At 71.8% G+C, this 26,684-nt stretch carries 24 protein-coding genes; 5 read left to right on the top strand and 19 right to left on the bottom strand.

Annotated elements, in window-relative coordinates; all coding sequences use genetic code 11:
- Window positions 1-314 precede the first annotated feature (314 nt).
- The 4 genes from ACZ52R_RS21550 to ACZ52R_RS21535 all read left to right on the top strand — a co-directional run bounded on the left by ACZ52R_RS21550 (window position 315) and on the right by ACZ52R_RS21535 (window position 4,892).
- Window positions 315-2,147 (top strand): bifunctional metallophosphatase/5'-nucleotidase, encoded by a 1,833-nt coding sequence (locus ACZ52R_RS21550; RefSeq protein WP_465753898.1) that lies wholly within the window; start codon window positions 315-317, stop codon window positions 2,145-2,147.
- 82 nt (window positions 2,148-2,229) lie between these two features.
- Entirely contained in the window at window positions 2,230-2,799 is a 570-nt protein-coding gene (locus ACZ52R_RS21545) for a Uma2 family endonuclease (protein WP_465753897.1), read from the top strand.
- A 137-nt stretch (window positions 2,800-2,936) separates the two neighbouring features.
- Window positions 2,937-3,863: an NADP-dependent oxidoreductase gene (locus ACZ52R_RS21540; protein WP_465618355.1), complete on the top strand. Its 927-nt coding sequence runs from the start codon at window positions 2,937-2,939 to the stop codon at window positions 3,861-3,863.
- Window positions 3,864-3,947: 84 nt separating this feature from the next.
- The gene (locus ACZ52R_RS21535; protein WP_465663791.1) at window positions 3,948-4,892 is read left to right on the top strand and encodes an AraC family transcriptional regulator; all 945 of its coding nucleotides are present in this window, start codon (window positions 3,948-3,950) and stop codon (window positions 4,890-4,892) included.
- A 96-nt stretch (window positions 4,893-4,988) separates the two neighbouring features.
- On the opposite strand, the gene ACZ52R_RS21530 is transcribed toward ACZ52R_RS21535, so the two are convergent.
- From ACZ52R_RS21530 to hisI, 19 genes are all read right to left on the bottom strand, one after another.
- Window positions 4,989-6,446, bottom strand: a complete 1,458-nt coding sequence (locus tag ACZ52R_RS21530) for an aldehyde dehydrogenase family protein (protein ID WP_465753896.1) — start codon at window positions 6,444-6,446, stop codon at window positions 4,989-4,991.
- 60 nt (window positions 6,447-6,506) lie between these two features.
- A complete protein-coding gene (locus ACZ52R_RS21525; protein ID WP_465618350.1) occupies window positions 6,507-7,373 on the bottom strand; it encodes a helix-turn-helix domain-containing protein in 867 nt (288 codons plus the stop codon).
- 349 nt (window positions 7,374-7,722) lie between these two features.
- Window positions 7,723-9,183, bottom strand: coding sequence for a glutamate synthase subunit beta (locus ACZ52R_RS21520; protein ID WP_465753895.1), 1,461 nt, complete (start codon window positions 9,181-9,183; stop codon window positions 7,723-7,725).
- Entirely contained in the window at window positions 9,176-13,777 is a 4,602-nt protein-coding gene (gene gltB / locus ACZ52R_RS21515; RefSeq protein WP_465663799.1) for a glutamate synthase large subunit, read from the bottom strand. Before gltB ends, ACZ52R_RS21520 begins: the two co-directional genes overlap by 8 nt.
- 420 nt (window positions 13,778-14,197) lie before the next feature.
- Entirely contained in the window at window positions 14,198-14,935 is a 738-nt protein-coding gene (locus ACZ52R_RS21510; protein WP_465618346.1) for a VIT1/CCC1 transporter family protein, read from the bottom strand.
- A gap of 149 nt (window positions 14,936-15,084) precedes the next feature.
- A complete protein-coding gene (gene lgt, locus ACZ52R_RS21505; RefSeq protein WP_465753894.1) occupies window positions 15,085-16,158 on the bottom strand; it encodes a prolipoprotein diacylglyceryl transferase in 1,074 nt (357 codons plus the stop codon).
- Between the two features lie 120 nt (window positions 16,159-16,278).
- Complete coding sequence (locus ACZ52R_RS21500; protein WP_465753893.1) at window positions 16,279-17,142, bottom strand: DsbA family protein; 864 nt, start codon at window positions 17,140-17,142, stop codon at window positions 16,279-16,281.
- Window positions 17,143-17,238: 96 nt separating this feature from the next.
- Window positions 17,239-17,787: a MauE/DoxX family redox-associated membrane protein gene (locus tag ACZ52R_RS21495; RefSeq protein WP_465753892.1), complete on the bottom strand. Its 549-nt coding sequence runs from the start codon at window positions 17,785-17,787 to the stop codon at window positions 17,239-17,241.
- Between the two features lie 108 nt (window positions 17,788-17,895).
- Window positions 17,896-18,141: a hypothetical protein gene (locus tag ACZ52R_RS21490; protein ID WP_360509887.1), complete on the bottom strand. Its 246-nt coding sequence runs from the start codon at window positions 18,139-18,141 to the stop codon at window positions 17,896-17,898.
- A 288-nt stretch (window positions 18,142-18,429) separates the two neighbouring features.
- Complete coding sequence (trpA, locus tag ACZ52R_RS21485) at window positions 18,430-19,239, bottom strand: tryptophan synthase subunit alpha (RefSeq protein WP_465753891.1); 810 nt, start codon at window positions 19,237-19,239, stop codon at window positions 18,430-18,432.
- A gap of 2 nt (window positions 19,240-19,241) precedes the next feature.
- Window positions 19,242-20,510, bottom strand: coding sequence for a tryptophan synthase subunit beta (gene trpB, locus ACZ52R_RS21480; RefSeq protein ID WP_360510003.1), 1,269 nt, complete (start codon window positions 20,508-20,510; stop codon window positions 19,242-19,244).
- A gap of 49 nt (window positions 20,511-20,559) precedes the next feature.
- A complete protein-coding gene (gene trpM, locus ACZ52R_RS21475; protein ID WP_373560517.1) occupies window positions 20,560-20,709 on the bottom strand; it encodes a tryptophan biosynthesis modulator TrpM in 150 nt (49 codons plus the stop codon).
- 9 nt (window positions 20,710-20,718) lie between these two features.
- The gene (trpC, locus tag ACZ52R_RS21470) at window positions 20,719-21,525 is read right to left on the bottom strand and encodes an indole-3-glycerol phosphate synthase TrpC (RefSeq protein WP_360510004.1); all 807 of its coding nucleotides are present in this window, start codon (window positions 21,523-21,525) and stop codon (window positions 20,719-20,721) included.
- 212 nt (window positions 21,526-21,737) lie between these two features.
- On the bottom strand, window positions 21,738-22,178 hold the full coding sequence (locus ACZ52R_RS21465) for a DUF2752 domain-containing protein (RefSeq protein ID WP_360510005.1): 441 nt from the start codon (window positions 22,176-22,178) through the stop codon (window positions 21,738-21,740).
- Window positions 22,179-22,334: 156 nt separating this feature from the next.
- Window positions 22,335-22,616, bottom strand: coding sequence for an HGxxPAAW family protein (locus ACZ52R_RS21460; protein WP_465618334.1), 282 nt, complete (start codon window positions 22,614-22,616; stop codon window positions 22,335-22,337).
- Between the two features lie 192 nt (window positions 22,617-22,808).
- Window positions 22,809-23,399 carry a TIGR02234 family membrane protein gene (locus ACZ52R_RS21455; RefSeq protein ID WP_360510007.1) on the bottom strand — a complete coding sequence of 197 codons (591 nt, stop codon included), beginning with the start codon at window positions 23,397-23,399 and terminating at the stop codon, window positions 22,809-22,811.
- A gap of 26 nt (window positions 23,400-23,425) precedes the next feature.
- A complete protein-coding gene (locus tag ACZ52R_RS21450; RefSeq protein WP_465618332.1) occupies window positions 23,426-23,920 on the bottom strand; it encodes a Uma2 family endonuclease in 495 nt (164 codons plus the stop codon).
- Window positions 23,921-23,986: 66 nt separating this feature from the next.
- Window positions 23,987-25,510, bottom strand: a complete 1,524-nt coding sequence (locus ACZ52R_RS21445) for an anthranilate synthase component I (RefSeq protein WP_465618330.1) — start codon at window positions 25,508-25,510, stop codon at window positions 23,987-23,989.
- Between the two features lie 35 nt (window positions 25,511-25,545).
- The gene (gene hisI / locus ACZ52R_RS21440) at window positions 25,546-25,917 is read right to left on the bottom strand and encodes a phosphoribosyl-AMP cyclohydrolase (RefSeq protein WP_465618328.1); all 372 of its coding nucleotides are present in this window, start codon (window positions 25,915-25,917) and stop codon (window positions 25,546-25,548) included.
- A 134-nt stretch (window positions 25,918-26,051) separates the two neighbouring features.
- On the opposite strand from hisI, the gene ACZ52R_RS21435 reads away from it, so the two are divergent.
- Window positions 26,052-26,624 carry a hypothetical protein gene (locus tag ACZ52R_RS21435; protein ID WP_465753890.1) on the top strand — a complete coding sequence of 191 codons (573 nt, stop codon included), beginning with the start codon at window positions 26,052-26,054 and terminating at the stop codon, window positions 26,622-26,624.
- The last annotated feature ends 60 nt before the right edge of the window (window positions 26,625-26,684 follow it).

Genomic DNA, 26,684 nt, shown 5'->3' with positions numbered 1-26,684 from the left:
GAGCCAGGGCCCCGAGCCAGGGCTCCAAACCAGAGCCCCGAGCCGGAGCCGCAGGTCAGGAGCGCAGGTCAGGACCCGCCTGCTCCCTTTACCACCCCGCCCCCGCCCATCTTCGTCACGAACGAGTCGCCAAGATCTCACCTCTTGGACAGGTCCGGGGGCTATTCAGCGACCCGGCCCGCACGGCACACTTCTACGCGCGTCCCTCTACGCGCGTCGATGCATTGACGCGATGTCGACGCGTCGACGCGCACCCACTCACGTACACCAGTTGACGGCCCATCTGCCGTCGTTCCCACCCGGGAGAGTCGTCCATGCCCCTGAACCGCCGTGACTTCGTCACCCGGTCCGCCGCCACCGCCGCCGGCGCCGCCCTGGCGAGCGGTGCCGCCGTGGCCGCCGCCCCCTCCGCCGCGGCCGCCGAGCCGGACACGGCGGCCGCCAAGGGCCCGCGCAAGCCCCGCAAGCAGGCCTTCACCGTCATGGGCACCACCGACCTGCACGGCCGGGTGCTCAACTGGGACTACTTCACCGACGCCGAGTACCTCGACAAGGCGCACAACGCGGTCGGCCTCGCCAAGATCTCCACCCTGGCCAACCAGGTGCGCGAGGAGAAGGGCTGGGACCGCTGCCTGCTGATCGACTCCGGTGACATCATCCAGGGCACCCAGCTGACCTACTACTACGCCCGGGTCGAGCCGATCGCCACCGACGGCGACACCGTCCCGGACCACCCGATGGCCGTCGCCATGAACCTCATGGAGTACGACGCCGCCGCGCTCGGCAACCACGAGTTCAACTACGGCATCCCGACCGTGAAGGCCTTCGAGGACCAGCTGGAGTTCCCGCTGCTGGGCGCCAACGCGCTGCACGCGAAGAACGAGAAGCCGGCCTTCCCGCCGTACGTGATCAAGGAGCTGCACCTCGGCGAGGGCAAGCCGCTGAAGGTCGGCATCCTCGGCCTCACCAACCCGGGCATCGCGATCTGGGACAAGGCCAACGTCAGCGGCCAGATGATCTTCCCGGGCATCGTGGAGACCGCCGCCAAGTACGTGCCGCGGATGAAGGCGGCGGGCGCGGACGTCATCGTGGTCTCGGCGCACTCCGGCATCGACGAGCCGACCACCTACGGCGACCAGCTGCCCTGGCCCGAGGACGCCTCGGGCGAGATGGCGGAGACCGTCGCGGACATCGACGCGGTGCTGGTGGGCCACACCCACAAGGAGGTCCCGCAGCGCCTGATCGTCAACAAGAAGACCGGCAAGACGGTCGTGCTCTCCGAGCCGCTCTGCTGGGGCCAGCGCCTGAGCTGCTTCGACTTCGAGGTCGAGTTCGCCAACGGTGCCTGGAAGGTCACCTCGGTCTCCTCGCGGGTGCTGAACTCCAACACCGTGCCGGAGAACCCGGAGATCACCAACGCGCTCACCGAGCAGCACAAGAAGGTCGTCGCGTACGTCAACCAGAACATCGGCACCAGCAAGATCGAGCTGTCGATCGCCGACGCCCGCTTCAAGGCGACCCCGATCATCGACCTGATCGGCAAGGTCCAGGCCGACGCCGTCAAGGCCGCGTTGGCGGGCGGGCAGTACGCCAACCTGCCGGTGCTCGCCCAGGCCGCCCCGTTCAACCGCACCGCCCTGATCCCGTCCGGCCAGGTCAAGCTGCGCGACGCCGCGGGCCTCTACATCTACGAGAACACCATGGAGGCCCGCATCCTGACGGGCGCCCAGCTCAAGGACTACCTGGAGTTCTCGGCGAAGTACTACAACCAGCTCGCCCCGGGCGCCCCGGTCGACAAGGACGCCCTGACCGGCGCCGAGACCACCCCGGACTACAACTACGACTCGGTCTACGGCCTGAGCTACGACATCGACATCGCCCAGCCGAAGGGCCAGCGGATCGTCAACCTGTCCTTCCAGGGCAAGCCGATCGACCCCGCCGCCCAGTTCGTCCTGGCCGTCAACAACTACCGCGCCAACGGCGGCGGCAACTTCCCGCACGTCGCCGGCGCCAAGCTGGTCTGGTCGAACTCCGACGAGATCCGCAACACCATGATCGCCTGGGTGAAGGCCAAGGGCGTCATCGACCCCGCCGACTTCTTCACCAACTCCTGGCGCCTGGTCCGCGCCGGCCAGCCGGTCTTCTGACCGGCCCTCCCCCCACGAGGCGCCGCCGGGCCCGTCCGCCCGGCGGCGCCTCGCCACATCCGGGCGGTGGAAGAATGGCGTCATGAGCGAGTTCCAGATCCCCGAGCGCCACGCGCGGCTCCTGGCGTACGCGCAGAGCCTGACCCCGCCCGCCGGGTGGAAGATCGAGATCTCCGGAGACGAGATCATCATGATGGCCGGCCCCTCAGTCATCCACCAGCACAACGTTCTGTTCGTTCGCGAGCAGATCGACGCACACCGTCCGTCCGACTTGATGCCGAGCGAGAACACAGACCTCGCCTCCCCGAACGTCGGCACGCTGCGAAACCCCGACCTGACCTACATCCCGCGCTCCTTCGTCAAGCAAGGCGGTAACGAGGTGCCCGCCGAGCAGGCGGCCATCGCGGTGGAGATCGCCTCCCCGTCGAACCCCGAGAACGACCTGGTCGGCAAGGTCCGCGACTACCCGCTGATGGACATCCCGCTGTACCTGCTGATCGACCCGCGCACCAGCGCCATCACGCTCTACTCCGAGCCCTCCGCCACCGGCTACCACCAGCAGTGGAACGGGAAGTTCGGCGACCGGGTGCCGATCCCGGCCCCCTTCGGCTTCGAGCTCGCCACCGACGGCCTCGTCCGCTACCCGGCCTGACTTGCTCTCCGATCAAGACGATCGGACATCTGACAGAGACTGGAGGATATTCATCGGCTCGCCCGCCCTCCCTATCGTTGAGGCATCGAGAACGGCCCCACGGGGGGCCGGTGTTGACCGGGTGGGGAGTGAGTGCAATGCGTGCGGTGGTGCAGCGTGAGGTCGGCGGGCCGGAGGTCCTGGAGGTCGCCGAGGTGGCGCGTCCGGAGCTGCTGAGCGGCGAGGTGCTGGTGCGGGTGAAGGCCGCCGGGGTGAACCCGGTGGACGTGGCGGTGCGGGCGGGCCTGTTCCCGCTGCTGGGCGAGCCGGCGTTCACGGTGGGCTGGGACGTCTCCGGGGTGGTCGAGGAGGCCGCGCCCGGCGCCCGGTACCGGGTGGGCGAGGAGGTGTACGGGATGCCGTTCTTCCCGCGTGCCGCGAACGCCTACGCCGAGTACGTGGCCGCGCCGTCCCGCCAGCTGGCCCGCAAGCCCGCCTCGGTCGACCACGTGCAGGCCGCCGCCCTGCCGCTGGCCGCGCTGACCGCCTGGCAGGGCCTGGTGGACGCGGCGAACGTCGGCGAGGGGCAGCGGGTGCTGATCCACCGGGCGGCGGGCGGCGTCGGCCACTTCGCGGTGCAGATCGCCAAGGCCCGCGGCGCGTACGTGATCGCGCTGGCGAGCGAGCCCAAGCACGCCTTCCTCAAGGAGATCGGCGCCGACGAGGTGATCGACTACCGCACCACCGACTACACCCAGGCGGTCAAGGACGTCGACGTCGTCTTCGACTCCTCCTCCGAGAACACCCGCGCGCTGGAGGTGCTGAAGCCGGGCGGCTTCCTGGTGAGCATCATGGAGCACCGCGACCGGGAGCTCGCCGCCGCGGTCGAGGCCGCCGGACGCCGCTTCGCGGGCATCTCCGTCGAGCCCGACTACGCCGCGCTGGAGGCGATCGCCGCCCTGGTGGACGAGGGGCGGATCCGTCCGCACGTCGCGCAGGCCTTCCCGCTGGCCGAGGCCGGCCGGGCGCACGAGCTGGTGGGCTCCGGTACCGTCCAGGGCAAGGTCGTCCTCACCGTCGACTGAAGGCCCGAACGGACGGCGCCGGTTGCGGGCCACGATCGAGGGCGGACCACCAAAGGCACCGAAAGCACCGAAGGGGGACGGGCGTTGGACATCCTGACCGAGGCACTGGGCTCGATGCGGACGGCGTACCCGTCCTCCGTCCGCACCGAGGGCCGCGCCCCGTGGGCCCTGCGCCTGCCCCCGGTGCTCGGCGCCGGCTTCCACGTGGTGCTGTACGGCACCTGCTGGCTGCTCCCGCTGGGCACCGGGGAGGGGGCGGAGCGGCACGCGCCGGTGCCGCTCAGCCCCGGCGACATCGTCTTCCTGCGGGACGGCGGCGGCCACGTCCTGGCCGACCATCCGGACACGCCGCCGGTGGACACCCACGCCTGCCGGGTGAACGACGCCTCGCCGATCGGCACCCTCAGTCTGGGCGGCGACGGCGCCCGCACCAGCCTGCTGTGCGGCAGCTACCACCTGGACCAGGGCCGCCCGCACCCGATGGTCCGTCAACTGCCGACCCTGATCCACCTGCCGACCCGGCACGGCCGCCACCCCGAACTGGCCGCCGCCGTGCAGCTGTTGGGCACCGAGCTGGAGAACCCGCGGATCGGTTCGACCGGGATCGTCCCGGCGCTGATCGACTCGCTGCTGCTGTACATCCTGCGGGCCTGGTTCGAGGACCAGCCCGCCGCGACGGCCGACGGCTGGGCGGCGGCGCTGCGGGACGCCGCCGTCGCCCCGGCCCTGGCGGCGATCCACGAGGCGCCGGCCACCCCGTGGACGGTGGAGTCCCTGGCGGACCGGGCGGGCCTGTCCCGGGCGGCCTTCGCCCGCCGTTTCACCACCATGGTGGGCGAGCCGCCGATGGCGTACCTGACGCGTTGGCGGATGACCACGGCGGCCCGGCTGCTGCGCGAGTCGGAGGCGCCGCTGACCTCGGTCGCGACGCAGACCGGCTACGGCTCGGAGTACGCCTTCGCGAAGGCGTTCAAGCGGGAGTTCGGCCAGGCCCCCGGCGGTTACCGCCGAGAGGCCCGCGCCGCATAAAAACCACGCGAGAAGCCACGCGCGGGGCCTCACAAGAGCCCACGCGCGAGGCCCCACAAGAACCCACGCACGAGGCCTCGCGCGAAGCCACAAGGGCTAGAACGGGAACGCCGCCCGCCCGTGCTGCACCGAGATCCACTTCAGCGTCGTGAAGGCGTCCACCGTGGACTCCCCGTTGAGCCGCCCGACACCGGAGTTCTTCTCCCCGCCGAAGGGCACTCCCGGCTCGTCCGCGATGGTCGCGCCGTTGACGTGGATCATGCCGGTCTCGATCCGCTGGGCGAGCCGCACGCCGCGCTCGAGGTCGGCGGTGTGCACCGCGCCGCTGAGTCCGAACGGCGTGTTGTTGGCCATGCGTACGGCCTCGTCCTCGCCGTCGAAGGGCACCACCAGGGCGACCGGGCCGAACAGCTCGCGCTGCAGGATCGGCGCGTCCTCGGCGAGGCCGGTGAGCACGGTCGGTGCCATCAGGCTGCCGGTGGTGGTGCCGCGCAGCAGCGCGGTGCCGCCGGCGGCGACCGCCTGGTCGATCTGGGCGGAGAGGGCGTCGGCCTGGACGGGGTTGATCAGCGGGCCGATGTGGGTGGCCGGGTCCTTCGGGTCGCCGACGGTGAGCGAGGCGACCTTGGCGACGAACTTCTCGGTGAACTCGGCCTCGACGGCGCGGTCCACCAGGATGCGGTTGGCGGACATGCAGACCTGGCCCTGGTGGACGAAGCGGCTGAACACCGCGGCGTCGACGGCGTAGTCGAGGTCGGCGTCGTCGAGCACGATCAGCGCGCTGTTGCCGCCGAGTTCCAGGACCGAGCGCTTGAAGTGGGCGGCGGCGACGGTGCCGACGTGCCGGCCGACCTTGTCGGAGCCGGTGAAGGAGATCACCTTGGGCACCGGGTGTTCGATGAAGCTGTCGCCGATCTCGGCGATGTCGGTGATCACGACGTTCAGCAGGCCGGGCGGCAGGCCCGCGTCCTCGAAGATCTTCGCGATCAGGCCGCCGCCGACGACGGGGGTCTCCTGGTGCGGCTTGAGCACCACGCCGTTGCCGAGGGCGAGCGCCGGGGCGACCGCCTTGAGCGCCAGGAACAGCGGGAAGTTGAACGGGCTGATCACGCCGACGACGCCGACGGGCAGCCGGTAGAGCCGGTTCTCCTTGCCCTGGGCGGGCGAGGGCAGCAGTCGGCCCTCGGCGGCCACCGACAGGTGCAGGCACTCCCGCAGCAGGTCCTTGACCAGGGAGAGCTCGAAGCCGGCCTTGAGTGCGGTGCCGCCGAGCTCGGTCATGATCGCCGCGACGATCTCGGGTTCGCGTTCCTCGATCAGGCGCAGCGCGCGTTCGAAGACCAGTCGGCGCTGGTAGGGGTTGTCGGCGGCCCACCCCTTCTGGACGCGTTCGGCGGCGCGGTAGGCGCGGTCGACTTCGGCGGTGGTGGCGACGGTGATGGTGGCGAGCTTGTCGCCGGTGTAGGGGTCGACGTCGACGATGTCCCAGGAGCCGCTGCCGCTGCACCATTCGCCGTCGATGTACTGCAGCGCCAACTCGGAGAAGTACGACATCTGATCCCTCTCATGCACCGATCATGCACCGCCCTGATGGGGCATCATCGTACTGATGTGTTACAGCTCCTGGCGTACCGCGTGCAACAAGTCCCGGGTCCGCGCCGGGTCGAGGCTGTCGGCGACCAGGTCGTCCATGGCGTGCCGGTACTCGGTGACCTCGGCGGGTTTGTCGAGGTAGAGCGCGGTGGTGAACTGCTCGAGGTAGACGACGTCGGAGAGTTCCGGTTCGGCGAAGCCGAGCACGGTGAAGGCGCCGCTCTCGGCCGCCAGTCCGGCGTTGCCGAAGGGCAGTACCTGCAGCCGTACGTTGGGCAGTTCGCCGAGTTCCAGCAGCCGGTCGAGCTGGGCCCGCATCAGTTCGGGTCCGCCCCAGGGGCGGCGCAGTGCGGCTTCGTCCAGTACGGCGACGAGCTGCGGTGCGCGTTCGTCGGTGAGTACGGCCTGGCGCTTGAGGCGTACGTCGACCCGGCGTTCGATCTCCTCGGCCCCGTGGTCGTGGCAGCCGGCGGTGACGACGGCGCGGGCGTAGTCGGCGGTCTGCAGCAGCCCGTGGACGAACTGGACCTCGTAGCTGCGGATCTCGGCGGCGGATTCCTCGAGCCCGAGGTAGTTCTGGAACCAGCCGGGCAGTACGTCGCCGTATTCGTGCCACCAGGAGTTGGCGTTGGCGTCGCGGACCAGTCCGAGGACGGTGGCGCGTTCCTGTTCGGCGTCGACGCCGTAGAGGGTCAGCAGGTCGGCGACGTCGCGTTCCTTGAAGCCGACGCGGCCGAGTTCCATCCGGCTGATCTTGGATTCGGAGGCGCGGATCGAGTACCCGGCTTCCTCCCGGCTGACGCCTCTGGCCTCACGGAGCTTGCGCAGCTGGGTGCCGAGCATGAGGCGTCGTACCGTCGCGCCCCCGCCTGCCTGAGTCGTGCCCATCGAAGTCACCCTCCGCACTCGCGCAGCCCCCCGGCCGTCGGCGGCAGTCTGCCACCTGGCACCGACGAACAACAGCCCGTCCCGGGAGGCTTTCCGGTCCCTGGGAGAAGCCTGTGGTTCCGCTGTGAGCCAACCCTCGGTGTGCGGACGAAAAAACGGCGGCACCCACCGGTTCCCCTGCCCGGCACCCCCCGGAAAACCTCCCGGAAAACGCGACGGCGCCCGCCCTCCAACTGGTCGGGGAAGAGGGCAGGCGCCAGGAGACCGCGTTGGCCCGGCGACTCTGGCGGGGGCAGCGGGTTGAGCTCCCGGCGATGCGGCGCCGGGGGTTCGGGGGCCGGTCGGATCGTCAGACCACCAGGGGGCGGTCCGTGGGCCGGATCGGGGCGGGAAGCGGGGTCTTGCCGCCCAGGTACGTGTCCACCGCGGCAGCGGCCGAACGGCCTTCCGCGATGGCCCAGACGATCAGCGACTGGCCTCGGCCGGCGTCTCCGCAGACGTACACGCCATCGACATTGGTGGCGAACCGGCCGTCGCGGGCAATGTTACCTCGCGCGTCGAGGTCGGCTCCCAGCTGCTCGACCAGCCCGTTCTTGACGTCGGTGCCGGTGAAGCCCATGGCGAGGGTGACGAGCTGCGCGGGGATGGCCCGTTCGGTGCCCGGCCCGGGCTCGAACCGGCCGTCCTTGAACTCGACCTCGACGAGGTGCAGTTCCTCGACGTTGCCGTCCTCGTCGCCGGTGAAGTGGGTGGTGTTGACGGAGTAGATCCGCTCGCCGCCCTCCTCGTGGGCGGAGGTGACCTTGTACGTCATGGGCATGGTCGGCCACGGCTGGTGTCCGGGCCGGTCCTCGCCGGGGCGCGGCATGATCTCGAGCTGGGTGACGGAGGCGGCGCCCTGCCGGTGGGCGGTGCCGACGCAGTCCGCGCCGGTGTCGCCGCCGCCGATGACCACGACGTGCTTGCCCTTGGCGCTGACCGGCGACTCGACGAAGTCGCCTTCCTGCACCTTGTTGGCCAGCGGCAGGTACTCCATGGCCTGGTAGACGCCCTTGAGCTCGCGCCCGGGCACCGGCAGGTCGCGGGCGGTGGTGGCGCCGGCCGCGACGACGACGGCGTCGAAGCGCTCGCGCAGCTGCTGCCCGGTGATGTCCTCGCCGACGTGCACGCCGGTGCGGAACCGGGTGCCTTCCGCGCGCATCTGCTCGATGCGGCGGTTGATGTGGCGCTTCTCCATCTTGAACTCGGGGATGCCGTAGCGCAGCAGTCCGCCGATGCGGTCGGCGCGCTCGTACACGACGACGGTGTGCCCGGCGCGGGTGAGCTGCTGGGCGGCGGCGAGGCCGGCCGGGCCGGAACCGACGACGGCGACGGTCTTGCCGGACAGGCGCTCCGGCACCTGCGGGGTGACGCCGCCGCGGTCCCAGGCCTTGTCGATGATGGTGACCTCGACGTTCTTGATGGTCACCGCGTCCTGGTTGATGCCGAGGACGCACGCGGACTCGCACGGCGCGGGGCAGAGGCGGCCCGTGAACTCCGGGAAGTTGTTGGTGGCGTGCAGCCGCTCGATCGCGCCGACGAAGTCGTCCCGGTAGGCGAGGTCGTTCCACTCGGGGATGAGGTTTCCGAGCGGGCAGCCGTTGTGGCAGAACGGGATGCCGCAGTCCATGCAGCGACCGGCCTGCTTGGTGATGATCGGCAGGAGGCTGCGCTCGACGTAGACCTCGTTCCAGTCCCGCAGACGGACGTCCACGGGGCGGCGCTCGGCCAGCTGCTTGGGCGTGGTCAGGAAGCCCTTGGGGTCAGCCATGTGCCGCCTCCATCATCTTGCGAGTGGTCTCGGCCTCGGAGAGGCCATCGCGCTCGGCGGCGTCCTTGGCGGCGAGCACTGCCTTGTAGTCGGTCGGCATGATCTTGGAGAAGCGGGAGACTCCGCTGCCCCAGTCGGCCAGGAGTTCGGCGGCGACGGTGGAGCCGGTCTCCTCGTAGTGCTGCTGCACGGTCTCGCGCAGCCAGTCGCGGTCGGCGGCGGTGGGGGCTTCGATGCCCACCATGCCGTCGTTGACGTTGGCGGGGCGCAGGTCCAGGACGTACGCGATGCCGCCGGACATGCCCGCCGCGAGGTTGCGTCCGGTCTCGCCGATGATGACGACCCGGCCGCCGGTCATGTACTCCAGGCCGTGGTCGCCGACGCCTTCGACGACCAGGGTGGCGCCGGAGTTGCGGACGGCGAAGCGCTCGCCGGCCTTGCCGCGCAGGTGGATCCGGCCGCCGGTGGCGCCGTAGCCGATGGTGTTGCCGGCGATGACGTGGTTCTGCGCGTCGGCGCCGATCGCGGCGGCGTCGCGGGCCGGGCGGACGATCACGACGCCGCCCGAGAGGCCCTTGCCGACGTAGTCGTTGGCGTCGCCTTCCAGGCGCAGCGTGACGCCGCGGGGCAGGAAGGCGCCGAAGGACTGTCCGGCGGAGCCGGTGAAGGTGACGTCGATGGTCCCTTCCGGCAGGCCTTCGCCGCGGTACCGCTTGGTCACCTCGTGGCCGAGCATGGTGCCGACGGTGCGGTTGACGTTGCGGATGGGCAGCTGGATGCGGACGGCGTCGCCGCGCTCCAGGGCGTCCTCGGCGAGCGTGATGAGCTGGTTGTCCAGGGCCTTGTCGAGCGCGTGGTCCTGGGTGGTGGTGCAGTGGCGGGCCGCGCCCTCGGGCAGGGCCGGCACGTGGAAGAGCGGGGCCAGGTCGAGCCCGGCGGCCTTCCAGTGGTCGATCGCGGCCTGGGCGTTGATGTGCTCGGCGTGGCCGACGGCTTCCTCGATGGAGCGGAAGCCCAGCGAGGCCAGGATCTCCCGGACCTCCTCGGCGATGAACTCGAAGAAGTTGACGACGAATTCGGGCTTGCCGGAGAACCGGTCGCGCAGCACCGGGTTCTGGGTGGCGACGCCGACCGGGCAGGTGTCCAGGTGGCAGACGCGCATCATGATGCAGCCGGAGACGACGAGCGGGGCGGTCGCGAAGCCGAATTCCTCGGCGCCGAGGAGCGCGGCGATGACGACGTCGCGGCCGGTCTTCAGCTGGCCGTCGGTCTGGACGACGATGCGGTCGCGCAGCCCGTTGAGGAGCAGGGTCTGCTGGGTCTCGGCGAGGCCGAGCTCCCAGGGGCCGCCGGCGTGCTTCAGCGAGGTGAGCGGCGAGGCGCCGGTGCCGCCGTCGTGGCCGGAGACCAGGACCACGTCGGCGTGTGCCTTGGACACGCCGGCCGCGACCGTTCCGACGCCGACCTCGGAGACCAGCTTCACGTGGATGCGGGCCGCCGGGTTGGCGTTCTTGAGGTCGTGGATCAGCTGCGCCAGGTCCTCGATCGAGTAGATGTCGTGGTGCGGCGGCGGCGAGATGAGGCCGACGCCCGGGGTGGAGTGCCGGGTCTTGGCGACCCACGGGTACACCTTGTGGCCGGGCAGCTGGCCGCCCTCGCCGGGCTTGGCGCCCTGGGCCATCTTGATCTGGATGTCGTCCGCGTTGACCAGGTACTCGGAGGTGACGCCGAAGCGGCCGGAGGCGACCTGCTTGATCGCGGAGCGGCGCTCCGGGTCGTACAGGCGCTCCGGGTCCTCGCCGCCCTCGCCGGTGTTGGACTTGCCGCCGAGGCGGTTCATCGCGATGGCCAGCGTCTCGTGCGCCTCCATCGAGATGGAGCCGTAGGACATGGCGCCGGTGGAGAAGCGCTTGACGATCTCGGAGACCGGCTCGACCTCCTCGACCGGGATCGGCTCGCGGTCGAGGCCGTCCAGCTGGAAGAGGCCGCGCAGCGTCATCAGGCGGGAGGACTGCTCGTTCACCCGGTCCGTGTACTGCTTGAAGATGTCGTACCGGCGGTTGCGGGTGGAGTGCTGCAGCCGGAAGACGGTGTCCGGGTCGAACAGGTGCGGCTCGCCCTCGCGGCGCCACTGGTACTCGCCGCCGATCTCCAGGGCGCGGTGCGCGGCCGGGATGCCGGAGGCCGGGTACGCCTTGGCGTGCCGGGCGGCGGTCTCGCGGGCGATCTCGTCCAGGCCGATGCCGCCGAGCTTGGTGGTGGTGCCGGCGAAGTAGCCGTCGACCAGGTCCTGGGAGAGGCCGATGGCCTCGAAGACCTGGGCGCCGCGGTAGGAGCCGACGGTGGAGATGCCCATCTTGGACATGACCTTGAGCACGCCCTTGCCGAGCGCCTTGATCAGGTTCTTGATGGCCTTCTCGGGCTCGACGCCCTCGATGCCCCGCTGATTCAGGAACGTGCCTTGCGCGACGAGGTCCTCGACGGACTCCATGGCCAGGTACGGGTTGACCGCGCCCGCGCCGTAGCCGATCAGCAGCGCGACGTGGTGCACCTCGCGGACGTCGCCGGCCTCGACCAGCAGCGACACCTGGGTGCGCTGCTTGGTGCGGATGAGGTGGTGGTGGATCGCGGAGGTGAGCAGCAGCGAGGGGATCGGGGCGTGCTCGGCGTCGGAGTGCCGGTCGGAGAGCACGATGATCCGGGCGCCGTCGGCGATCGCGGCGTCGGCTTCGGCGGCTATCTCGGCGAGGCGGGAGGCCAGGCCCTCGCCGCCGGTGGCGACCTTGTAGAGGCCGGAGAGCGTGACGGCCTTGAGGCCGGGCTGGTCGCCGTCGGCGTTGATGTGGACGAGCTTGGCCAGCTCGTCGTTGTCGATCACCGGGAAGGTGATGCCGACCGAGCGGCAGGCGGAGGCCTCGGCGGCCAGCAGGTTGCCTTCCGGGCCGAGGTTGGAGAGCAGCGAGGTGACGAGTTCCTCGCGGATGGCGTCCAGCGGCGGGTTGGTGACCTGCGCGAAGAGCTGCACGAAGTAGTCGAACAGCAGGCGCGGCTTCTCGCTCAGCGCGGCGATCGGCGAGTCGGTGCCCATCGAGCCGAGCGCTTCGCCGCCGGTGCGGGCCATCGGCGCGAGGATGACGCGCAGTTCCTCCTCGGTGTAGCCGAAGGTCTGCTGGCGGCGGGTGACGGAGGCGTGGGTGTGGGCGATGTGCTCGCGCTCGGGCAGCTTGGCGAGCTGGATCTGTCCGGCGCCGATCCACTCCTCGTAGGGGTGTTCGGCGGCGAGGGCGGACTTGATCTCCTCGTCCTCGACGATGCGGCCTTCGAGGGTGTCGATCAGGAACATCCGGCCGGGCTGCAGCCGGCCCTTCTTGGTGACCTTCTCCTGGTCGATGTCGAGGACGCCGACCTCGGAGGAGAGGACGACGAGGCCGTCTTCGGTGATCCAGTACCGGGCGGGGCGCAGGCCGTTGCGGTCGAGCACGGCGCCGATCTGGGTGCCGTCGGTGAAGGTGACGCAGGCCGGGCCGTCCCAGGGCTCCATCAGGTTGGAGTGGTACTGGTAGAAGGCGCGGCGGGCCGGGTCCATAGTGGCGTGGTTCTCCCACGCCTCCGGGATCATCATCAGCACCGAGTGCGGCAGCGAGCGGCCGCCGAGGTGGAGCAGCTCCAGGACCTCGTCGAAGGAGGCGGAGTCGGAGTGGTCCGGGGTGCAGACGGGGAAGATCCGCGACAGGTCGCCGGGGATCAGGTCGGTGGCGAGCTGGGACTCGCGGGCGCTCATCCAGTTGCGGTTGCCCTTGACCGTGTTGATCTCGCCGTTGTGGGCGACGAAGCGGTACGGGTGGGCGAGCGGCCAGCTCGGGAAGGTGTTGGTGGAGAACCGCGAGTGCACCAGGCCGAGCGCGGACGCGTAGGTGCGGTCCGACAGGTCGGGGAAGAAGGGTTCCAGCTGGCCGGTGGTCAGCATGCCCTTGTAGACGATGGTGCGCGCGGACAGCGACGGGAAGTAGACCCCGGCCTCGCGCTCGGCCCGCTTGCGGACCACGAAGGCGATCCGGTCCAGCTCGATGCCGGCCCTCTCGCCGTGCGACAGCAGGATCTGGCGGAAGCGCGGCATGACGCTGCGGGCGGTGGCGCCGAGCAGGTCCGGGGTGACCGGGACGTCGCGCCAGCCGAGGACGGTGAGGCCCTCCTCGGCGGCGATGCCCTCGATCCGGGCGACGGCGGCGGCGTCCTCGTCGTCGTTGTCGGGCAGGAAGGCGATGCCGACGGCGTAGGAGCCGGCTGCCGGGAGCTCGAAGTCGACCTTGCCGCGCAGGAAGGCGTCGGGGACCTGGGTCAGGATGCCCGCGCCGTCACCGGAGTCCGGCTCGGCGCCGGTGGCGCCGCGGTGCTCCAGGTTGCGCAGGACGTTCAGCGCCTGCTCGACGATGGTGTGGTCGGCGATGCCGGTCAGCGTGGCGACGAAACCGACGCCACAGGCATCGTGCTCGTTTCGCGGGTCGTACAGGCCCTGAGCAGCAGGTCGCGCATCCGGCACGAGCGCGTACGGCTGGCGGGCGGCGCCGGCCTGGGGCTCGTTGGCGGAGTGCATGGATGCAGGCAGCATCGGCTCTCCCGTCGTCGTCTTTCGGCAAGTTGGTGCAAGTAGGGACGACGTTGGCCCTGATGCGGTGGTGCGGTGTCGTGCAAGTTACATGATGCCCAGGATCCCGAGAAGCGGAATATCCCGTCCACATGGCGGGACGAGCCGCAGGTCAGGGGGTGTGGGAAGAAGGACGCGCCACAGTGCGCGTCCCGACGATTGTGCCCAACCCTCCGCGGCCCGAAACAGGGGCGAAACCGGATCGCCACAGAGGCCGATCATGGCCGCCTGCGAATCCATCCCGGGAGCCCGTCCACGGATGCGAATCCGCGGCGCCGAGGCCCGGATGATGAGACTAGGCCAGGCGCTACGCGACGCCCATGTGTGAAACGTCACGCGCTGCCCAGCATAATCATGCACAGTTCTGGGTCATCCCACATGCCCGCCGATCAACAGGCCGAGCAGGTAGGTCACCCCGGCCGCCGCCCCGCCCAGCACCAGCTGCCGCAGTCCGCTGAACCACCAGCTGCGCGCCGTCACCCGGGCCACCACCGCGCCGCACAGGAACAGTCCGGCCCCCGCCAGCACCAGGGCCGGCAGCAGCGAGGTCGCGCCCAGCAGGTACGGCAGCAGCGGCAGCAGCGCGCCGAGCGCGAAGCACAGGAACGAGGACCCGGCCGCGACCAGCGGCGAGGGCAGGTCGGTGGGGTCGACGCCCAGCTCCTCGCGGGCGTGCACCTCCAGGGCCAGCTCCGGGTCGGCGGACAGCTGCCGGGCCACCTCGTGGGCGAGCTCCGGGTCCACCCCGCGCGAGACGTACAGCTGGGCCAGCTCGGCCAGCTCGCCGTGCGGGTTGCGGCTCAGTTCCAGCCGCTCGGCCTCGATCTCGGCCTGCACCAGCTCCCGCTGCGAGGCCACCGAGGTGTACTCCCCCGCCGCCATCGAGCAGGCACCGGCCGCCAGGCCCGCCAGCCCGGTCAGGATCACCGTGCCGTTGGACACCGCGCCGCCGACCACACCGGTCATCAGCGCGAAGTTGGACACCAGCCCGTCCACCGCGCCGAACACCGCCGGGCGCAGCCAGCCGCCGTTGACGTCCCGGTGGTGACCGGCCGCGGGTATCCGGGGCTGGTGTCCGGCATCGGGCTCCAGGGTGGTCACAGTCATCGTCTCTTCCCCTCCGTCGTCGTTCGTCCGCCTTGAACGTAGCCCGCCTGACCTGGGCATTTCCAGCAAAGTAAGGCTGTCCGAACAGCACTGAGGCCACCCTTCGCAAGCCTCGCGAAGGGTGGCCTCAGCCGGGGGGAAGTCCCAGGTCAGATCGGGTTCTTGGCGTCCTCGCCGGCCTTCTCGGCGATCACGGCAGTCGGCTCGGCGGCCGTTTCGGCGGCCGGCTTTTCGTCCACGGACCGGGACGGCTTCTTCCCGTCCGCGTCCTTCCCGGCCTTGGCGTCGGCCTTCTGCTCGCCCATGGCGCCGGCCTTCCGCTCGGCCTTGGCATCCGACGTGGCGTCCGCCGTGCCGCCCGCCGTGCCGTCGTGGCCCTCCATCTCCAGCTGCGCGCCCGGGTCGATGCTCGCCGGGTCCTCCCGGCCGGGCCGCTTCTTGCCGACGATCACCAGGTACGCCACGGCGCCCAGGAACACCGCGATGGACACCCAGTCGTTCAGGCGCAGGCCGAAGTAGACGTGCGCCTCGTCGATCCGCAGCCACTCGGTCCAGAACCGGCCCACGGTGTACGCGGCCACGTACAGCGCGAAGGCCCGGCCGTGGCCCAGCGTGAACCGGCGGTCCGCCCAGATCACCAGCAGCGCGACGCCGACGCACCAGAGCGACTCGTACAGGAAGGTCGGGTGGTAGACGCCGTCCACGACCGTGCCGTCCGGCAGCACCTTGTGGATCTTCAGGCCCCAGGGCAGCGTGGTCTCGCGGCCGTACAGCTCCTGGTTGAAGTAGTTGCCCCAGCGGCCCATCGCCTGCGCGAGGGCGATGCCCGGTGCGATGGCGTCGGCGTACGCGGGCAGCGGCACGCCCCGGCGGCGGGCGCCGATCCAGGCGCCGACCGCGCCCAGCGCGATCGCGCCCCAGATCCCGAGGCCGCCCTCCCAGATCTTGAGGGCGTCCCAGGGGTTCTTCCCCTCGCCGAAGTACAGCCGGCCGCCATCGGTGATCACGTGGTAGAGGCGGCCGCCGACGAGGCCGAACGGCACGGCCCACACGGCGATGTCGCCGACCGTGTGCTTACCACCGCCCCGGGCGACCCAGCGCTTGCTGCCGAGCCAGACGGCGACGACGACACCGAGGATGATGCAGAAGGCGTAGGCGCGCAGCGGGATGGGTCCGAGGTGGAGGACGCCCCGCGACGGGCTGGGAATGTAGGCGATATCCATGGCAGTTCCGACGCTACAGGGTCGACGGCCCCCGTCCGACACCCCCCGGGTCACAGAAACCGAACAACAGCGGCCGCCGCCCCCTCCGGACGGGGAGGGCGCGGCGGCCGGGTGCGGGGGTCAGCCGGCGTTCGGCGACGGGTTGTTGGCCTCCGAGGCGCCGCTGGTCGGCGCCGGGGTCTGCCCGTGCGAGCCCGCCGTGCCCAGTTGCTTGCCCTGGTTGGCGGCGTCCACCCACTTCACCAGGTTCTCCGGGGTGATCTCGTCGTTGCCGTTCTTGGGGTAGATCGGCTGGCCGTTGAGCAGCACGGTCGGGGTGGACTTGTAGCTGGACTTGTCGAAGTCCTGCTGTACCGAGGACACCCACCCGCCGTACTTGTTGTCGTTGACGCAGGCCTGGAACTCAGGCGTGTCCAGCCCGTTGACCTGCTTGGCCAGGTTCAGCAGGACGGCCTTGTTGCCGAAGGCGTCGCTGGTCTCGTCCGGCTGGTTGCGGTACAGCACGTCGTGGTAGTCCCGGAAGTGCCCGGCGTCCTGGGCACAGGCGAGCGCGTTGGCGCCGGCCTTGGAGCCCTTGCCCGGCACGGCCCGGTCGATGAACGACACGATGTGGTAGTTGGTGTAGACCTTGCCGGCGTCCTCGAGCTGGTCGACGGTCGCCGAGAACTCCCGCTCGAAGGCGCCGCAGGCGGGGCAGCGCGGGTCCTCGTAGACGGTGAGGACGGCGGGCGCGTTGCCCGCGCCGACCGGGATGACGAGGTTCTTGTCGCCGATGGTCCCGGCCGGGGCGGCGGTCGGGGTCTCCGGCTTGGAGCGCTCGTTCTGCACCACGACGCCGACGATCACGGCGGCGGCGATCACCGCGAGCACGGCGCCGCCCACGATCAGCTTCTTCTTGCGCCGGGAGGAGGCCTCGTCGGCCGCCCGCTGCTCCAGCATCCGCTCGCGGGCGGTGCGCTTGCCTTCTCGGTTCTTCTCGCTCATTGCCTTGACATCCACGGTCGGGGAGCCTTCGTCGGGTGCAGGGGTGGGGGTGCGGGGTGGGGGTGCAGCGGTGGGGGGTCCGGCGGGGCCGGAGGGTCAGCTCGCCAGCCAGCCGTCCACCGAGAACCGGGTACGGGGCCGCCACAGCAGCCACCCGGCCAGCAGGAGGAACCCGGTGTCGCGCAGGATCTCCTGTAGGTACGCCGTCTGGGATTCGTCGACGTGCCCGCCGCCGCCGAAGCAGCCGCAGTCGATCGAGATGCCGCGCGCCCAGGCGGAGGAGATCCCGGCGATGAAGACGAGCAGCAGCAGCGCGGAGACCCCGGCGACCAGCCGGACGCCGAGCCCGATCACCAGCAGCAGCGCGAGCGCCAGCTCCAGGAAGGGCAGGCCGTAGCCGATCGGCTTGACCAGGCTCTCGGGCAGGATCTCGTAGGCGCGCACGGCCTGGGCGGCCTCCGCCGGGTCGGCGATCTTGGCCAGTCCGGCCCAGCCCCAGACCACCGCGAGGCCGAGCCGTGCGGCCGTGCCCAGCCAGTCGCTCCAGGCCGGCACCGGCCGACGCGCCGACGGCGTGGGTGCCGGGTCACCGGGCTGTGCTGCCGGGCCGGCCATCAGGGAACCCCCCTCGGGAAACTCGTTCACTTCCTGATGAACCGTAAGGGATGAAGGGGGGTTCCTCCGTATTCAGGAATTAAGCCGTATAGGTGACGTTAGATGACGGTCTGTCCGAATCCGGCGAACACCCGTACGTCAGCGGCACCCCGGCATCCGCCCCGGGTCGAACAGGTCCGGACGCCCCTCGTGCTGCGTGCGGCCGGCCCGCTCGGCGGCGTCCCAGCGGGCCGCCTCGGCACACGCGACCGCCTCCCGCTCCGCCCGCTCGGCACCCCGCTTGGCCAGCGCCTGCCCCACCTCGGTGTGCGCCCCGACGGCGGCGCCGAGAGCCAGTGCGGCCGCCGCCGCCCGCAGCAGAACGGCCCGATGAAAACCCCGCACCGGCTCACCCCTTCGCTCGCTCCGCTGCCTCCGTGCACTCGTCCCTCCACTCAACGCCCGTCAACCCCCGCTGATGCGTGTCGCCGCCGCTGTTCACTCGTTCGGGGCCACCCCGAAGTCGACGCGCCCGGCGCCGACCCGTCCCGACCCGCGCCGCGCCGCGCCGTCCCGCCCTCAGCCGACGGCCCCCGCCTCGACCCGTCCCGCCCGACGCCGACAGCCCCGACGCCGACGGCCCGCCACTCCCCGGGGAGTGGCGGGCCGTCGATCGACCGTTCCGACCGAGTGTCAGCGCCTCCGCACGCCCGCCGCCAGTTCCCCGGCCAGCGCGCGCACGGCGTCCAGTGCCGCCGCCTCGTCGTCGCCCGCTTCGAGGATCCGCTTCACGAACGCCGAACCGACGATCACGCCGTCCGCGAACCGCGCGACCTCCGCCGCTTGCCCGGCGTCGGAGACCCCGAGCCCGACGCAGACCGGCAGGTCCGTGGTGGCCCGGGTGCGCGCGACCAGGTCCTCGGCCAGCGACCCGACCGCCGACCGGGTGCCGGTCACGCCCATCACCGCGGCCGCGTACACGAACCCGCTGCCCGCCGCGGTGACCTCGGCCAGCCGCGCGTCCTTGCTGCTGGGGGCGACCACGAACACGGTGTCCAGCCCGTGCTCGTCCGCCGCCTTGCGCCACTCCTGCGACTCCTCCACCGGCAGGTCCGGCAGGATGCAGCCGGCCCCGCCCGCGGCCGCCAGGTCGGCGGCGAAGCGCGCCACGCCGTAGCGGTCGACCGGGTTCCAGTACGTCATGACCAGCACCGCCGCCTCGGGGCGCGCGGACGCGACCTCCCGGACGGTGCGCAGCACGTCCTTGATCCGCACGCCGCCGCGCAGCGCGATGTCGTCGGCGGTCTGGATGACGGCGCCGTCCAGCACCGGGTCGGAGTGCGGCAGGCCGACCTCGACCACGTCGCAGCCGCCCTCGAGCAGCGCGTTGACCGCCCGGATGCCGCCGTCGACGGTGGGGAAGCCGGCCGGCAGGTAGCCGATCAGTGCGGCGCGCCCCTCGGCCCTGGCGGCCGCCAGGGCGTCACTCAGCTTCGAAGCCATGATCACTTACCCCCCTGGGCGGAACCGGCGCCGCCGGCGGTACCGGCGCCCGGCTCGTCGTACAGGCCGAAGTACTCGGCGGCGGTGTGCATGTCCTTGTCGCCGCGCCCGGAGAGGGAGACCAGGATGGTGGCCTCCGGCCCGAGTTCGCGGCCGAGCTCCAGGGCCCCGGCGAGCGCGTGGGCGCTCTCGATGGCCGGGATGATGCCCTCGGTGCGGGACAGCAGCCGCAGTGCCTGCATCGCGGCGTCGTCGGTGACCGGGCGGTACTCGGCCCGTCCGGTGTCCTTCAGCCAGGCGTGCTCCGGGCCGACGCCCGGGTAGTCCAGGCCGGCCGAGATCGAGTGCGACTCGATGGTCTGGCCGTCCTCGTCCTGCAGGACGTAAGTGCGGGAGCCGTGCAGCACGCCCGGGTCGCCCTTGGTGAGGGTAGCGGCGTGCCGGGGGGTCTCGGCGCCCTCGCCGGCCGCCTCGCAGCCGATCAGGCGCACGCCGGCGTCCGGGATGAACTCGTGGAAGATGCCCATCGCGTTGGAGCCGCCGCCGACGCAGGCGACCACGGCGTCGGGCAGCCGCCCGGTCCGGTCGAGCACCTGCTGCCGCGCCTCGACCCCGATGACCCGGTGGAAGTCGCGGACCATCATCGGGAACGGGTGCGGCCCGGCGACGGTGCCGAACAGGTAGTGGGTGGAGTCCACGTTGGCGACCCAGTCGCGGAACGCCTCGTTGATGGCGTCCTTCAGCGTGCGGCTGCCGGACGTGACGGCCACCACCTCGGCGCCGAGCATCCGCATCCGGGCGACGTTCAGCGCCTGGCGCTGGGTGTCGACCTCGCCCATGTAGATGGTGCAGTCGAAGCCGAACAGCGCGCAGGCGGTGGCGGTGGCCACGCCGTGCTGGCCGGCGCCGGTCTCGGCGATGATCCGGGTCTTGCCCATCCGCTTGGTGAGCAGGGCCTGGCCCAGCACGTTGTTGATCTTGTGCGAGCCGGTGTGGTTGAGGTCCTCGCGCTTGAGCAGGACGCGCGCGCCGCCCGCCTCGGCGGAGAAGCGGTGCACGTCGGTCAGCGGGCTCGGGCGCCCGGTGTAGTCCTTGAGCAGCGCGTCGAGCTCGGCGGTGAAGGCCGGGTCGGTCTTGGCCTTCTCGTACTCCTCGGCGACCTGCTCGACCGCGGCGACCAGCGCCTCGGGGATGAAGCGGCCGCCGTACGCGCCGAAGTATCCGCGCGCGTCCGGCACCTGGGCACCGGGCAGGTAGTCCTTCTCGGACATGTGGTTTCCCTTGGGAAGTTGGACGACAGTGACGTCTGATCGGCTGGGGTCAGCCGCGCGTCACGCGCCATCGTCGTCCCGGTACCTGGCCGGGCTCACAGCCGATCACGTACCGCACCCGACGCCCCAGCACCCGGCGTGCGGGCGCGCGGCAGCCGCGCGGGCGGCAGCCGGGGGCGAGTCGGGTGGCGATCTTCATCGGGCTGTGTCAGTCCTTGTGCCGGACGGCGGGGTGGGCCCCGGCGGCAACCAGGTCGGCGACCGCGGCACGCGGGTCCTTGCCGGTCACCAGGGACTCGCCGACCAGCACCGCGTCGGCGCCCAGGTTGGCGTAGTTGATCACGTCCAGCGGGCCGCGCACCCCGGACTCGGCGATCTTGACGATGTGGTCCGGAATGGCGTGGACCACGTTCCCGAAGGTGTTGCGGTCCACCTCGAGGGTCTTCAGGTTGCGGGCGTTGACGCCGATGATCCGCGCCCCGGCGTCCACCGCGCGCCCGATCTCCTCCTCGTCGTGCACCTCGACCAGCGGGGTGAGACCGATCGACTCGGCGCGCTCGATCAGCGACACCAGGGCCGACTGGTCGAGGGCCGCGACGATCAGCAGCGCGAGGTCGGCGCCGTGCGCGCGGGCCTCCCACAGCTGGTACGCGGTGACGATGAAGTCCTTGCGCAGCAGCGGGGTGTCCACCGCGGCGCGGACGGCGTCCAGGTCGGCCAGCGAACCGCCGAAGCGGCGCTGCTCCGTCAGCACGCTGATCGCGGCGGCACCGCCGGCCGCGTAGTCGCGCGCCAGGGCGGCCGGATCGGCGATCGAGGCCAGAGCGCCCTTGGAGGGGCTGGAGCGCTTCACCTCGCAGATCACCCGGACCCCGTCGCCCTTGAGGGCGGCGACGCCGTCCTTGGCCTCCGGGGCCTTGGCGGCGCGTTCCTTCAGCTCGTCCAGGGAGACCCGGGCCTGCCGCTCGGCGAGGTCCTCGCGGACCCCTTCGATGATCGAGTCGAGCACACTCACGCAGGAGCCCCCATCTTTATCTGCCAGTCGGTTCTGCCGGTCGGCCGGCAGAACCGCGCGGGCGGCAACCCGCCGGCTCTTCGATGGTATCGGCACCCGGGGGCGCGGGGCGCATCAGCCCGGCACACGTCTCGCGGACCGGACGCCCGCTCCGGCCGCCCTCAACTGCGACTTCACCGCTTCTCCACCCCCGACCGGGCCGTTCGCGCCGCTCAGACCAGTGGCGGCGCCAAACCCGCTCCGACCGGCGAGTTTCGCACCACGGTAAACACCAGCACGAGCAGCGCGATCAGCGCCCAGCGCCGGCCCCCGACGGTGACCCTCGGCAGCGGCCCACCGGTCAGCGCGGCCCAGGCCCAACGCAGCCAGAGCACCCCCAGCACGCCCAACAGCAGGACGGCGGCGGCGTTGTCGTGCAGCGCGCCGGTGAAGTCCCCGTGGGTCAGCGCGTGGACGCAGCGCAGCCCCCCGCAGCCGGGGCACCACCAGCCGGTGGCGGTCAGGAACGGGCAGTCCGGGTAGTGCCCGGGGCTGTTCGGGTCCACCACGGCGACGTACACGGTCGGGACGGCCACCGCCGCCAGCGCGGTCAGCGGCGGACCCAGCCGGCGCAGCACGGGCGACGGGGCGGAGGCGGTGGGGGCGGCGTTCACGCCCCGATTCTGCCCGCGCCCGGGCCCGGAGACGACGAAACGGCGGGCGCGGCGCGCCCGCCGTTCGGTTGTGCGAAAGGCGTGTCCTACGAAGGCCTTCCCGTACGTCGTACGGAAACCGTCCCGGAGGCAGCCGTTCCGTACCGGGGCCGGTCGTCAGGCGGCGGCGACGGCGACGGCGGGGTGGGGCTGGCGGGCCGCGCGGGCCTCGCTCTGCTCCTCGACCGACTTGTAGACGTTGGTGCTCGGCTGCTTGCCCATGCCCGCCATCGACATGGCCTTGCCGACCACGCCACCGGCCAGGGCGACCGCCAGGCCGGCCCAGACGAGCAGCACCGACGGCAGGATCATCGCGACACCCGCGATGCCGAAACCGACGAAGGTGATGACGACGCCGGTCCAGGCGGCGGGGTTGTGGCCGTGCGCTGCTGCTGCCATCTGCGTGGTGCTCCTTGGCTCTCGGGGCCCGACCGGGCCTGCGGGGCCGTCGGCGGGTGGACGGGTTCCATTGTGCCGGGCCACACACCGGGCCCCCAAAGCGGGTGCCGCGTCTATCGCGTCACATGCGCGCTTCGGGCGGGTACGGGGCCCGACGGGGCGGCCGAGCGCCCCTCGGAGGGCCGTGGGGCCTCAGAGGGCCGTGGGGTCCTCGCCGCGGTCCAGCGCCTTCCACAGGTCGCCGGGCGTCTCGGCCCTGGCCGGGGCCTTGCGGGTCGGCGCCTCGTAGCGGCTGCCCATGGCGGGCCAGCGGCGGCCGTAGCGCAGGGTGAGCAGTCCGGCGAGGGCCAGCAGCACGCCGCCGACCAACGCGACCCAGGGCCAGCCGGTGTGCGCGACCTCGGTGGCCGCCGAGCCGGTCAGGCCGAGCTTGCGGGCGGCCTCGGCGTCCAGCGCGGCGGTGTCGCCCGCCCCGGCGACCGACGCGGCGGCCGCGCCGATCCCGGCGAGCAGGGTCAGCGCGCCGACCGCCAGCCGTCCGGCGCCGCGCACCGCGAACACCGCGACGGCCGCGGCGAGGCCCACCAGGGCCAGCCCGCCGGGCAGTTCGGAGATGTTGCCGCCGGTGACGGAGACGTCCAGGGTGCCGGCCCGGCCCTGGGCCCAGGTCCGCCCGGCCGCGGTCAGCACCAGCACGGCGCTCAGCACGGTGAGCAGCAGCATCACGCCGAGCGTGCGGCGGCCTGCGGCGGCGGTGGGGGCGGGGGTCTGGTCAGCGCTCACCCGTCCACTATCCCCCGACCGACACCTCAGTCCGTACCCGGGGTGGGGAACGGGCCCGGGAAGACGTCCGTCCGCAGCACCACCGTCCGCCCGCCCAGCGGCAGGAACAGGTCGTTGCCGAACGGCACCCGCTCGGCCTCCCGGTACACCCCTTCGGGCGACGGCGCGGTGTGCACGGTGCAGACCGCCGCCGCCGGGTCGACCACCACGTACAGCGGCACGCCGCTGCGCGCGTACGCCCGCCCGGCCTCCGACAGACCGGGCCGGGCCACCTCCAGCACCGCCTCGACCCCGGCCGCGCCGAACCGGCCCCGCTCGCCCCGCACCGCGTCGCGGGCGAGCACGGCGACGTCCGGGGCGAGCACCGCCACCTCGTCGGGAGCCAGGCCGCCGGGCGCCGCCGGGAAGTCGACCGCCACACCGGACAGCACCCGGCCGTGGCCCGCCGGCTGCTCGCCGAGCTGCCCGGCCGTGCCCAGCACGACCTCCCAGCGCAGCTCGTCGTACGGCACCTCGGGCACCCCGGCCGCCTCCCTCACGCCTCAGGACAGTTCCGGTCAGGACAGCTCCGGTCAGGACAGCTCCGGTCAGGACAGTTCCGGCCTCCGCAGCGTATTGGCGGTGGCGACGGCCCGCAGCACGGCGGCCGCCTTGTTGCGGCACTCGGTGTCCTCGCCGTACGGGTCCGAGTCGGCGACCACGCCCGCCCCGGCCTGCACGTACGCCGTGCCGTCGCGCAGCACCGCGGTCCGGATCGCGATCGCGGTGTCGGAGTCCCCGGCGAAGTCCAGGTAGCCGACGCAACCGCCGTACAGGCCGCGGCGGGTGGGCTCCAGCTCCTCGATGATCCGCATCGCCCGCGGCTTGGGCGCGCCGGAGAGGGTGCCCGCCGGGAAGCAGGCGGTCAGCACGTCGAAGGCGGTCCGCCCGGGCGCGACCTTGCCGGTGACGGTGGAGACGATGTGCATCACGTGGCTGTACCGCTCGATCTGCATGAAGTCGACCACCTCGACGCTGCCCGGCTCGCAGACCCGCCCGAGGTCGTTGCGGCCGAGGTCCACCAGCATCAGGTGCTCGGCCCGCTCCTTGGGGTCGGCGAGCAGCTCGGCGGCCAGCCCCGCGTCCTCGTGCGGGGTGGCGCCGCGGTGCCGGGTGCCCGCGATCGGGTGCAGCATCGCCTCGCCCCGGGTGACCTTGACCAGCGCCTCCGGGCTGGAGCCGACCACGTCGAAGCCGCCCTCGGCGGTGCCGTCCGGGCCCGGGAAGCGGAACAGGTACATGTACGGGCTGGGGTTGGTGGTGCGCAGCACCCGGTAAACGTCCAGCGCGGAGGCCGGGCAGGGCGCCTCGAAGCGCTGCGACGGCACCACCTGGAAGGCCTCGCCGGCCCGGATCCGCTCCTTGATCTCGTCCACCGCCGCCCGGTACGGCTCGCCGCCGAACGGCGAGTGCACCTCGCCGGGGCCGGCCGGGGTGAAGGTGGCCAGGCCTGGGTCGACCGGCTTGAACAGGTCGGCCTCCATCACGTCCAGCCGGCCCACCGCGTCCGCGTAGGCCTCGTCCACGCCGGTGGCCAGGTCGTTGTGGTTGACGGCGTTGGCGATCAACAGCACCGTGCCGTCGGCGTGGTCGAGCACCGCCAGGTCGGTGGCCAGCAGCATGGTCAGCTCGGGGAGCTTGAGGTCGTCCGGGTTGAGGTCGGGCAGCTTCTCCAGCCGGCGGACGATGTCGTAGCCGAGGTAGCCGACCAGGCCGCCGGTGAGCGGGGGCAGGCCGTCGTCGGCGTGCCGCGGGGTGTGCAGCGCCTCCAGCGCGGCGCGCAGCACCTGCAGCGGGTCGCCGGTGGTGGGGATGCCGACCGGCGGGGTGCCGAGCCAGCGGGCGTTGCCGTCCTGGTCGACGGTCAGCGTGGCGGCGCCGCGCACGCCGACGAAGGAGTAGCGCGACCAGCTGCGGCCCTGCTCCGCGGACTCCAGCAGGAAGGTGCCGGGCCGCTCCCCGGCGAGGCTGCGGTAGAGGCCGATCGGAGTGAGGCCGTCCGCGAGGAGCCTGCGGGTGACCGGGATGACCCGGGTGTCGACGGCGAGCTTGCGGAAGGCTTCGAGGTCCATGCGCGGCGGCACCTTCTGGAGTTGTGGTCGGGTGATCAGGAAAAGGGGAGCACGTCGGCGTCGAAACAGGTGCGGTCGCCGGTGTGGCAGGCCGCGCCGGCCTGGTCGACCTTGACCAGCAGGGTGTCGCCGTCACAGTCCAGGGCCACCGACTTGACCGCCTGGACGTGACCGGAGGTGTCGCCCTTCACCCAGTACTCGCGGCGGCTGCGGCTCCAGTAGGTGCAGCGGCCGGTGGTGAGCGTACGGTGCAGGGCCTCGTCGTCCATCCAGCCGAGCATCAGCACCTCGCCGGTGTCGTACTGCTGCGCGATGGCCGGAAGAAGGCCGTCCTCGGTGCGCTTGAGGCGGGCGGCGATCTCGGGGGCCAGGGCGGTGGTGCCGGGAGTGGCGGGTGTGGTGGACATGCGGCCCATTGTGTCAGCCCGGCCGTCCGACCCGGCTGGTCCGTCCGACCTCTGGTCCCGGTCATCCGCCCGTACGGGGGCGAGTTCGGCCAACCGCCTGCCAGGCGCCGCACGCGTGGGCCATCCTCATGGCCATGACCCCCGAGCAGCCGCCCGCAGCCGCCGCCTCCCGCCCGTCGCGCGGCCTGGTCCTCACCGTCATCGCCGTGCTGGTCGCCCTCCTCGCGGTGCTGGCCACCGCGGTGCTCTGGCCGGACGACAGGAAGCCGACCGCCGCACCGCCCCCACCCACCCCCACGGCCACCCCCACGCCGACCCCGACACCCAGCCCGACGCCGACCAAGCCACAGCCGCCGTACGCCTACTTCCCCGTCGGCACCTGCTTCGACCACCCGCAGCTGAGCCCGGTGATCACCCGCGCCGAAGAACGCCCCTGCACCGGCGACCACGACGGCGAAGTCATCGCCAACCTCAAACTGCCCGACAATCTCACCGGCGAAGTCCCGATCGCCCTCGCCATGCGCGACGGCTGCAAGGAAGCCGAAGCCACCGCCAAAGCCAGACAGGCCGACGGAAAGACCTACTACGGCCGCCAGTTCGGCCCCGCCCTGGTCAACTACCAACAGGGCTGGCGCGACTACACCTGCACCCTGACCGGCGGCAACAAACAGGGCGCCCCCAAACTCACCGGCCGGCTGCACCCGTAGGAATTCGGATAGGAATTCGGACCCACAAGAGGTGCAGAGACAGGCCAAAACCTGAGATGC

The organism is Kitasatospora sp. NPDC034023 (assembly GCF_055575795.1).
This window is presented reverse-complemented; position numbering and strand designations above follow the sequence as displayed.